7 protein-coding genes are annotated in these 11120 nt (G+C 48.2%); 4 read left to right on the top strand and 3 right to left on the bottom strand.

What is annotated here, in order from left to right:
• Positions 1-35: 35 nt before the first annotated feature.
• Positions 36-935 (bottom strand): sulfurtransferase, encoded by a 900-nt coding sequence (locus RGU75_RS11830; RefSeq protein WP_322236136.1) that lies wholly within the window; start codon positions 933-935, stop codon positions 36-38.
• Positions 936-1071: 136 nt separating this feature from the next.
• On the opposite strand from RGU75_RS11830, the gene dnaE reads away from it, so the two are divergent.
• The 4 genes from dnaE to RGU75_RS11850 all read left to right on the top strand — a co-directional run bounded on the left by dnaE (position 1072) and on the right by RGU75_RS11850 (position 8900).
• Complete coding sequence (gene dnaE / locus RGU75_RS11835) at positions 1072-4539, top strand: DNA polymerase III subunit alpha (protein WP_322236137.1); 3468 nt, start codon at positions 1072-1074, stop codon at positions 4537-4539.
• Between the two features lie 147 nt (positions 4540-4686).
• Complete coding sequence (locus RGU75_RS11840) at positions 4687-5934, top strand: O-antigen ligase family protein (RefSeq protein ID WP_322236138.1); 1248 nt, start codon at positions 4687-4689, stop codon at positions 5932-5934.
• Positions 5931-7688, top strand: coding sequence for a lipid A export permease/ATP-binding protein MsbA (gene msbA / locus RGU75_RS11845; protein ID WP_322236139.1), 1758 nt, complete (start codon positions 5931-5933; stop codon positions 7686-7688). The genes RGU75_RS11840 and msbA overlap by 4 nt, the downstream gene beginning before the upstream one ends.
• Positions 7689-7772: 84 nt before the next feature.
• Complete coding sequence (locus tag RGU75_RS11850; RefSeq protein ID WP_322236140.1) at positions 7773-8900, top strand: glycosyltransferase family 9 protein; 1128 nt, start codon at positions 7773-7775, stop codon at positions 8898-8900.
• Between the two features lie 12 nt (positions 8901-8912).
• Here the strand turns inward: RGU75_RS11850 and RGU75_RS11855 are convergent, their stop codons facing one another.
• Both RGU75_RS11855 and RGU75_RS11860 read right to left on the bottom strand, forming a co-directional pair.
• Positions 8913-9893, bottom strand: coding sequence for a glycosyltransferase family 9 protein (locus RGU75_RS11855; RefSeq protein WP_322236141.1), 981 nt, complete (start codon positions 9891-9893; stop codon positions 8913-8915).
• Positions 9894-10140: 247 nt separating this feature from the next.
• Positions 10141-11118 (bottom strand): glycosyltransferase family 8 protein, encoded by a 978-nt coding sequence (locus RGU75_RS11860; RefSeq protein WP_322236143.1) that lies wholly within the window; start codon positions 11116-11118, stop codon positions 10141-10143.
• Positions 11119-11120 lie beyond the last annotated feature (2 nt).

Genomic DNA, 11120 nt, shown 5'->3' on the forward strand with positions numbered 1-11120 from the left:
TTTATGTCTGTCAACGTGCGTAGTGGCTATGTCGTTTATGGAGTCGACGTGATTTTTGGCACTGTTGTGTCTTGTGCCGACATTTTTTTCATTCGATTGGTGGCGCAATGCGGGCAAGAGACGCCGATGATGTATTCCGGCGATAGTTGTTCGCGGGGGGTCACGACAGTGCGGCAGATGAAGCATTGCGAAGCCGCTGTTTCTTGAAGCTGAGGATTGAGCGCTGTTCGGTAGTCGAACACAAAGCAATCACCGTTATAGTGCGCGCCGCCGCATTCCTCGAAATACTTAAGAATGCCGCCATCTAGTTGATAGACGCTGTCAAAGCCAATCTCCTGCATATGAATAGCGGCTTTTTCGCAGCGGATACCACCGGTGCAAAAGGTAACAACAGTTTTGTCGATCAATGCTTCTTTGTGGGCAGAAATGACTTCCGGAAATTCACTAAACTTGTCAATGCGATAATCGACCGTGTTTTCGAAAGTGCCGACATCCACCTCGAAACCGTTACGCGTATCGACCATGACCACAGGACGACCATTGTCATCGTGGCCTTGGTCCAGCCAGCGCTTGAGTGTTTTCGGCGCAACAGAGGGCGCACGCCCTAACTCCGGTTTAATCAAAGGGTGTTTCATCGTAATGATTTCCGCCTTTAACTTCACCAGCATGCGTGTAAATGGCTGATTTTCTGAATAACTTTCTTTTACTTCGACATCAGCGAAGCGCGGGTCTGACCGTAGCCAGACTAAAAACTGATCAATTTGTTCGCGGAAGCCCGCCAAAAACATATTGATGCCCTCAGGACTCAGCAGAATGGTCCCTCTTAGCTGAAGTTGAGTACAGGTTGCCAGAAATTCCGCGCGCTTCTCTGCGGTATCATCGAAAGTGATAAATTTGTACGCTGCAATGTTGACGTAAGTAGGTGTGGACGACATAAGCTTGATTCTCTGAGGTTCTTTGAAGTTTCTGTAAGTCATTGATTTAACAGTATTATAAACGCGGCGCGACTTTTCAACGTGATTTGCTGTGCGAAAGCCGCTTCAGAGCGGGTGGCGGGGTAAAATACGGGCTATGACGACACCGCAATTTACCCATCTCCGCCTGCATTCCGAATATTCAATCGTCGATGGCTTAGTCCGCATCGATGACGTAATTAAAGCCGCTGCAGACGATCAGCAAGCCGCATTAGGAATCTCCGATCTCGCCAACCTGTTTGGCATGGTCAAGTTTTATAAGGCTGCGCGCAGCAAAGGCGTTAAGCCGATCATTGGCTGCGACGTCTGGATCACCAACAACGAGGCACGCGATAAACCATCACGTTTACTGTTGCTGGTGAAGAGTCGTGTCGGTTATTTACAGTTATGTGAATTGCTGTCCAAGGCATGGATAGAAAATCTACACCGCGGCCGCGCCGAAATTCGCTCCGAGTGGCTGGAAGACCTTCAGCACCAATCGGGTGGCAACGGCCTGATCGCACTTTCCGGAGCGCATTTTGGTGATGTCGGTATCGCCATTGATAACGGTAATCTGGCAGCGGCTAAACGTTGTGTCCAGCACTGGATGGGTATTTTTCCCGATAGTTTTTATATCGAAGTGCAGCGTGCTGATCAGCCGAATATGGAGGCGAACGTGCGCCACGCGGTTGCGCTGGCATCCGAACTGCAACTGCCGGTGGTAGCAACGCATCCGATTCAATTTCTTGATAAAGAAGAATTCATTGCGCACGAGGCACGCACTTGTATTTCTGAGGGCGAAATGCTGGCAAATGCGCGGCGCGTGCGACGTTTCAATGATCAGCAATGCTTTAAAACCCAGGCCGAAATGGCGGCGTTATTTGCTGACATGCCGGCCGCATTGCAAAACTCAGTAGAGATCGCCAAGCGTTGTAACTTGTCGCTGCAACTGGGCAAGCCGCAACTCCCGGATTTTCCGACGCCCGAAGGTATGTCGATTGGTGACTTCCTTGATGAGCAGTCAAAAGATGGGCTCGCGATGCGCATGGTGCATCTGTATCCAGACCCTGAAAAGCGTGAAGAGAATCGTCAGCGTTATGAAGATCGGTTGAAGTTTGAGATCGATACCATCGTCAAGATGGGATTTCCCGGCTATTTTCTGATCGTTGCCGAATTCATTCGCTGGGCTAAAGAGAATGGTGTGCCGGTTGGGCCGGGCCGGGGTTCTGGCGCTGGTTCACTGGTGGCGTACTCACTTCAAATTACCGATCTTGATCCGTTGCGATATAACTTGCTGTTCGAACGGTTTCTGAACCCGGAACGGGTTTCTATGCCCGATTTCGATATCGACTTTTGCCAGGAAGGCCGCGACCGTGTTATCCAGCATGTTAAGGATTTATACGGTAAGGATGCAGTGTCGCAAATTGCGACTTTCGGGACGATGGCCGCAAAAGGTGCGATTCGCGACGTTGGTCGCGTTCTCGATTTTGGCTACAACTTCTGCGACGGTATTTCCAAACTGATCCCGTTCAAGCCCGGTAAGCACGTGACGATTGCGGACGCTATTAAAGAAGAGCCGATGCTGGCCGAGCGTCTGGAAAATGAAGAAGAGGTCAAGCAGCTATTGAGTCTGGCGCAGCAGGTTGAGGGCATTGCCCGCAACATCGGCATGCATGCGGGTGGCGTACTGATTGCGCCGGGCAAGTTGACCGATTTCTGCCCGCTCTACACGCAAGGTGGCGATGCCGGTGTGGTGTCGCAATACGACAAGGACGACGTGGAAGCGGTCGGACTGGTTAAGTTCGACTTTTTGGGTTTGACCACGCTGACGATTCTTGATCGTGCAGTGCGCTACATCAAACAGCTTGATCCAGCGATGGCTGACTTTAGTCTGGAAAAATTGCCGCTGAATGACCGTGCTTCTTATCAGTTGCTGACGGCCGCCAAAACCGTCGCCGTATTCCAGCTCGAAAGCCGCGGTATGCAAGGGATGCTGAAAGATGCGCGACCGGATCGATTCGAAGACATTATTGCGCTGGTGGCACTCTATCGTCCCGGTCCAATGGATCTGATTCCTGATTTCTGCAAACGTAAGCATGGCGAACGTTTTGATTATCCTGATCCACGCACCGAAGGGATTTTGTCGGAAACCTACGGCATCATGGTGTATCAGGAGCAGGTTATGCAGATGGCGCAGGTCGTCGGCGGTTACTCGCTCGGCGGTGCGGATTTGCTGCGGCGCGCAATGGGTAAGAAAAAAGCAGAAGAAATGGCCGAGCATCGTCAAATCTTCCGCGACGGTGCCGCCAAGGATGGTTTGAGCGAAGCCAAAGCCGACGAAATTTTCGATTTGATGGAAAAATTTGCGGGGTATGGTTTTAACAAATCACATGCCGCTGCGTACGCGTTATTGTCTTATCACACCGCTTATTTAAAAGCGCATCATCCGGCAGCTTTCATGGCGGCTAACTTGTCGCTGGCGATGGATGACACCGAAAAAGTAAAAATTCTGGTGGCGGACGCGCTTGATATCTGCAAATTGACTTTACTGCCACCGGACATTAATTTATCGGAATATCGCTTTACGCCCGAAGCTGAGGCAGGTAAAAAAGCGGCGTTTATTCGTTACGGTTTAGGTGCGGTTAAAGGTTCTGGTCAAAACGCGATTGAGGCGATTGTCGCAGCGCGAAACGTCAAACCTTTTGTGGATTTGTTCGATTTTTGTGTGCGGGTCGATAAACGTCAGATTAACCGACGCACGATAGAATCCCTGATTCGTGCTGGCGCATTCGATTGCTTTAAAGTGGATCGTGGCATTTTGTTGGCATCGGTGCCGCTGGCGATGGAGGCGGCTGATCAAAAACTTGCAGCGGCAAACCAGGTCAGTTTATTCGGTGGCGATGATAGTGATCTTGAACAACCGCCAGAGTATGTCAAAGCGATGCCTTGGACTGATAGGCAAAAACTCACTGAAGAAAAGTTGGCACTTGGCTTCTATTTATCAGGTCATTTATTTGATATTTATGCGCCAGAAGCCCGCCGCTTTGCGCGCACGCCTTTAGGTAATCTGGAGCCGTCACGCGATCCACGGACGCTGGCTGGCATTATTTCCGGCTTACGAACACAAATGACTCAGCGCGGAAAAATGGTTATCGTGACATTAGATGATGGCAGCGCATCGGTCGATGTAACCATCTACAACGAGCAATTCGAACCGAATAAAGCCTTCTTCAAGGAGGATGAGTTTTTGGTCGTACAAGGTAAAGTCTCGGAAGATCGCTTTAATGGTGGCTTACGCGTATCCGCAGAAAAAGTAATGGATATCGCGAATGCACGGATTCATTATGGTCGGCAGTTTGTTTTGTCGTTGACGGCATCCAAACAACAGATCGACGTCAGCGAACTGAAAACAATGTTGTCCTCGCATCGCTCTGAAGCTGGCTTGCCGTTGACTGTCCGCTATACCGGCGGCGGGGTCGGCTGCGAGATATTGTTTGGGGATGGATGGCGGGTCTCGCCTAGCGATGGTTTGCAAAGCTCTCTGGCTGAGAAGTTGGGACGGGAATCGGTATTGGTCGAATACTAAATAGTTACAATTAATGATTAATGACCGATGATTGATGACTATTTAATAATAGTCATCAATTTTTTAATTTTATCAATAATTAGCCCGACTTCGGGCGTGCGACTCGGAAGTTAAGTAACGCAACAAAAAAATATTCGGAGAAGAACTTTGTCTTATTTGAAATGGCCGGTAATTCTCGTTATTACGTTTTTTCCTGCGCTCTCGATTGTTTTGCATAATGCAGGTAACGCCGGTTTATATTTGCTTTTCTTGTCCAGCATTGTTGCTTTGATTTGCCGGTTCAAGCCGATGGGGGCAAGTTTCAGTCAATTGCTAAAGCAATACTGGCCGCTTCATCTTGCTATGGCTTCGCTGTTCTGTGCTGTACTTATCAATCAACTCGTCTCAGGAAGTTTTCAGTTTAAGCAGTATGACCGGGCGATCAGGCTCGCCGTATTTGCTCCTATTTTCTGGGTGATACTGAGTGTGCCACTTCGCTATCTCAAGAATGTGCAGTGGGCTTTTGTTGTCGGTGTGGTAGCGGCGATGATAAAAGCGTATATGTTAACTGACGCCGGCGTAAATCGCTTCGGAAATATTGGGTTTTTATCAACCATTGCATTTTCTAACATCGCACTCTTGTTAGGAAGTATGGCGTTAATTTCCTTCGGCTGGAATGATCGTCGTGACAAAGTTATATTTGCCTTAAAAGTATTGGCGTGTTGTCTTGGCTTATATGTGACCTGGTTAGCGCAAACTAGGGGAAGCTGGATCGCGATACCCTTTTTTCTAGTGGTCGCATTCATGTTTTTTAACAACATTCAACTGCGGAATAAACTGGCGATTGCGGTAATCGCACTGGGCATATTAGTTGGCATAGTGACGTTTAGTAGTAGCGTCCAAAACAGACTGGAAGATGTGAAAGAGGATGTCACTCTTTACACGGACGGCCAAAACGCTGACACTTCCGTAGGCATTCGCCTGCAACTATGGAATGCAGCATGGATCTTATTTAAAGAGCATCCGATCGTTGGCACAGGACGTGAGAATTACAGTAGCAATGTCAATGAGTTGGTATCCCGTAAAATAGTGAGCCCGGCGGCGGCGGCTTTTGCGCACTCGCACAATGAAATTTTGTTTAATATGGCGATTCTGGGCGTATTTGGATTGCTGGCGAGCATCTCGATTTATTGCGTGCCTGCCTACTATTTTTTGCGCGAAATCCGTCATTCTGATGAAGATATAAAGACTGCAGCAGCGTTGGGAGTGACGCTTTGCCTCGGATTTTTTATATACGGCCTTACCGATCTGATGTTCTTTTGGACCGTCCTCGGTGGATTTTACACAATGAGTGTGGCGACATTTCTTGCCTGTATCATTAAACGAAAAAAAGAACTTGAATTGACTCAACCATGACTGCACCATCGTATTCAACGTATTTCAAGCGACTGGCAACATTCCATCGTCCTTACAAAAAACGGTTGGCGTTGGCCTTCCTCGGAATGGTTGTCACCGCCGCGACCGAGCCGCTGGTGGCGTATATCTTTAAGGTTTTACTCGATCATGGGTTTGTCGAAAAGCCTTCGTTCCCGTTGTGGATGGTGCCGGTGGCGGTGGTCGGTGCGTTTGTTGCACGCGGAGCCTCCACATTCTTAACGACCTACATGACTAACTGGGTGTCTACGCGCGTGCTTAATACGTTACGGCGTCAAATGTTCAGTCGTTTGCTCAATGTACCGATTGATTTTCATGCCACGTATACCGTGGGACGCGTGATCAATTCGATTATGTTTGAAGTACAGCAGATCATTGACATGATTAGCAAACTATTTACGTCTATCGTGCGTTGTATTTTGACAGTTATCGGCTTACTGGCGTACATGTTGTATATCAGCTGGAGTCTGACGATTGTCGCGCTGGTGTTGATGCCGTTGATGATGGTTGTGGTGCGAACCACTGGAAAGCGCCTCAAGAAACTGAATAAAGATGCCCTGAACGTTAACGCGCAACTGACCCAAGTAATTGAAGAAACGACGCGAGCACAACAAGTCATCAAGATTTTCGGCGGACAGGATTATGAAAAAAAACGTTTCGAAGCGAGTGCTGATCATCTTCGACAATTCAGTATGCGGCTGACAACGACCTTTGCGGCGACTGTTCCGGTTACCCAAATCATGACCGCTTGCGCGATGTCCGTCATGATCATGATGGCATTGGTGCAATCCAGCCATAACCAGATCACGGTGGGTGGATTCATCTCATTTTTCACCGCGATGATTGCATTGTTAGCGCCGCTCAAACAACTGGCAGAAGTGAATGGGCCGTTGCAACGTGGGATGGCGGCTGCAGAAGCGGTATTTACGCTCATCGATAGTCAGGTGGAGCGCTCCGATGGCAAGCAACTTGATCAGCGTGCGCGTGGCAGGATCGATCTGGTCGATGTGAGTTTTTCCTATCCTGGCCAAGAGGCGCGGGCTTTGGATGGCATTAATCTGAGTGTTGAACCGGGCGAAACGATTGCATTTGTTGGGATGTCGGGTGGTGGCAAATCTACCCTTGTGAATTTAATACCCGGCTTTTATGCGCTGACCGGAGGCCAAATTTTGCTGGATGGCGAACCGATCGAAGATATTGCGCTGACGAGTTTGCGCGAGCAAATCGCGATGGTAAGCCAAAATGTTATCTTGTTCGACGACACGATTGCCGCAAATATTGCCTATGGCGACAGTACGCCGGATCGCGGTCGTATTGAGGCTGCAGCAAAGGCCGCTTACTTGACCGATATGATCGCGAGCCTGCCTGATGGACTGGAAACACAGGTTGGAGATAACGGTTCACGCTTATCAGGCGGCCAACGCCAGCGGCTGGCAATGGCGCGGGCAATCTATAAAGATGCGCCAATCCTGATTTTGGATGAGGCGACGTCGGCGCTGGATAGTGAGTCCGAGCGCGCTGTACAAGCTGCATTAGATAAATTGATGGAAGGCAGAACCACGTTTGTGATTGCCCATCGTCTCTCCACTATTGAGCGTGCCAGCCGCATTGTGGTGCTTTCTTCGGGGCGGATTGTTGAAGTTGGCACGCATGACGAATTGCTGGAAAAGCAGGGTGCTTACGCTAACCTGTATCGCCTGCAGTTCTCCAATGAAGTGGTGAATGTCGAGGTATAAATGCCGACAGTTAGGCGACCTGGTTTTGATCGATCATCGATCGCGCTAACGTACTTGAATCCTTTTACTTGAGTTCAAAATTTTATGGTTACACAGCTGATTCCAAGCGATGTATTAAAAAAAGCGGATAAAATTTTGTTCATTGCTCATCTTGCTTTGGGCGATTTCACTTACTTGCAAAACTGTTTTCAGTCCTTTGCAGAAGCCTATCCGCACATCAAGATTCATATATGGATTGATGAAGTTCGCCGGACTAATCGACCTGAGAGTTGGGTGTTTTTAAAAAAGTATGCGTTGTACGATTGGGTCGCCGCATGTCCGTTTGTGACCAAGCTCTATAACCAGACTTATAGTCCGCCGTTGTTTCAGCAGTCCATAAAAGAAGCCCAGCAAGAAGCTTATCCGGTAGTCGTGTCGCTTTCAACGTTACGGCCGCCGATGTATGCGTCACTTGCCCGTGAAATCAGTCCACAAGGTTTTGTCGTGGGCATGAAAAAGTCGGCGAGTCTGTTTGCTGTACATAAACATTTGGCGTATCGAAAATTGGATGCGGCCCTTAATCCAGACGAGGCATCGGCACCAGGATTGCACATCAGCGATATTTACGCGGGCTGGTTCAAGCGCTTGTTTGGTATTGATACCTCCGCGTCCTCGCGATTGCCTTTTGTTCAGATTCCAGAGCGTTGGACCGATTACGCAAAGCAACAATTACGCGACTGGGGATTTGTGCGTGAGAGCGGCCAGACCGAAATCGAACCGAAGCTGGTATTCATCAATCCGTATGCAAAGACCAAGAAACGTTGTTGGCCCTTAGAGCGCGTAGTTGAACTGGCCCTGGCAATAAGAGCGCAGGACAGCTGGCGTAACACTGATCTTGTGGTGAACGTCGTACCCGAGGAAATGAGCGCTGCCAAAGCATTTTTTGCACAGCAAAAACTAGAGCGGTTTCAGCTTTTTAGTGCGCAGGAAAATTTCTTCCAGTTACCAGCAATATTACAAGAGTGCGATTTAATTATCTCGGTCGAAACCGCTGTGATGCATTTGGCCAATGCAGTGCACGTGCCGGTGATTGCGCTGATGCGCCAAAAAAATCCTGAGTGGGCGCCGGTTGATAAGGCAAATAGCATCGTCGTCAACGCACCCAATCGTAGGGATTGGGTGAGAGCGATTACCGTTGATCAGGTGATCGCTGTTTTGCCGCCCAATACCTGATTGATTTGACTGTCAGGCAGTGACCGGGATCGCTTCCTTGTGCCATTCCAGGACTATCTTTGCGACGGCACCAGGAGAGATTTTTAGCATACAAGCACATTCGGCCGCGTCAATATCTTTACATCCGGCACAATTGGTTGGGATGCACAAACTTTGGGCGTGCGTCCCTACCGGTGCCCATCTTCCTGGATGCATCGGTCGGATCGGTGGAAATAAACCGAGAGTGCGCTGCCCAATAGCTGCAGAGATATGCAGCGGGCCTGTGCCGCTGGCAATCAAACCATCTGCCGCTTTGATGAAAGAGGTGAAGACATCAAGTGTGAACCTGCCGCAAACATTACTCACATTGGGTAATCTCAATAATTCTCCCGCATTTTCTGCGAGCCACTGTCCTTCTGTGGCGCTGCCGGTTAGCCATAACTGGATATCTTTGTACGCGCTAAGTTGCTTGGCAAGCGTCACATAATGTGCGATTGGCCATTCACGACCATGTCCGTTAGATTTTGTATGAATAATCAGGTTGAACGGATGCTGCGCCAATAGACCGTTAACCTCTTCGTTCTCGGGAATGTCGAAGTCATAAAGTGCCGCAATCTCAGCAATTTCGGGAATGGTCTTAAGACCAAACGGGCGCAGAAATTCAAAGTTGAATTGCGCTTCATGATGTTCTGAATTACCTTTTTTGAACCGCACCCGACGATTGCAATATAACAGTTGGTACAACTTTTGACGGGCATTGCCAATACGATTTTTAATTCTTGCTTTGAATGCTAGTTGTGCTAATTGCTTGACCGGTTGTGCAATGATGACGGTATCGATACCAGCACGTGCAAAATACCCGGATGGATCGGATAAGAAGTCCTCCAGTTCGACTACCTCGTCAACACTGCGGCAATGCCTGACGACCGGGGCTGCATAAGCTCGACAAAGGAAACTTATTTTGATCGAAGGATGTTGTTGCTTCAGACGCGCCGCAATGGGTAGCGTTAGCATGACATCACCGATGTTGTCGGTGCGGCATATTAAAATGTGTGCGCTTGTTATTGCCATTTGTAATCGATTAAAAACGTCATGTGGAAACTGATATCAGTATCAGCGATAAAAGTCAGAAGCGACCCCGCGATTCTGACTTTTACAGAGTCTGATTATTTGCCTATTATCTTGGATCAGGTATGTACTATTTAAGTACAAGTTGAGTGGCACATTTATGTTCTGGTTTTGTTTCTTTCTTCTCTTTTTTTCAACGCGCTGAAAGATATTTCATATACCACTTGAAGCTATTAAAGACCTCACCGCGCTTCATTAGGAAACGCGAAAACATGCGCATCTCTTTATAATTTCGCGGCTCGGGATCAAGGGCTATATCGGCCCAGGGTGATAGCTTGTGGTACTTGATAAACAGGTCGGTCGATGCATGCAAACACCAATCGTTCCAGGGTTTGACTGCGCCGGCAAAATGAATGAAACCGATCTCGCCAATGTCACGCATTTGTCTTTTGTCTTTTTCCAGGTCGTGAATCAAGTCGTATAGAAAATTCCATTTTCTTTCGATAAACGTAATTTTTCCTTCAAGTACAACATTGAGCGCATCTTGATCCGGGAAGCGGTAATTTTTTCCATTTTCTAAAATCGAAAGAATTGTTTTCTCGGTGATCTGTTGTGACATCCAGACATCGACATTCATGTACATTACGCCGGAGTTAAAATAGCGCTGCGATGAAAGCTGTAAAGCAGCACAGCGTCTGCGCGTAGTTTCATCCGCGTCAGGAACCACGATCGCTGCGCTATCTCCGAAATCCATTTGAATCAGTTCAGCGATACTTCCCAGGCATAAAATATCCGCATCCAAATAAAGGACTTTATCCGTGATTCCTTGCAACGTGGAAGGGATCAGCAGACGTGTAAAGATGGTTGGAGAATAATATGAAAATTGCGAGATATGTGCAAACGGTTTAAAGATCACCGGATCAATAATATGAATGTGCGTCGCGACTCCGTACTTGGTCGTTAGCTGATTGAAACGTTGCCGGTTATCTTCGGAAATCGCAAATGCAAAAACGTGAAACGTGAAGTCAACGCCCGGATTATTATCAATGATCGACGTGATTGTTGCGCCCATGCTGCGGCAATAATGGTCGTCGACACAGAACGCAATATGAAAGGAGCGCGATGGATTTTTTTCAGATGACTGAGAAATAGCGTTTAAAGATGCATGCATTG

Source organism: Glaciimonas sp. CA11.2 (assembly GCF_034314045.1).
GTDB lineage: Bacteria > Pseudomonadota > Gammaproteobacteria > Burkholderiales > Burkholderiaceae_D > Glaciimonas.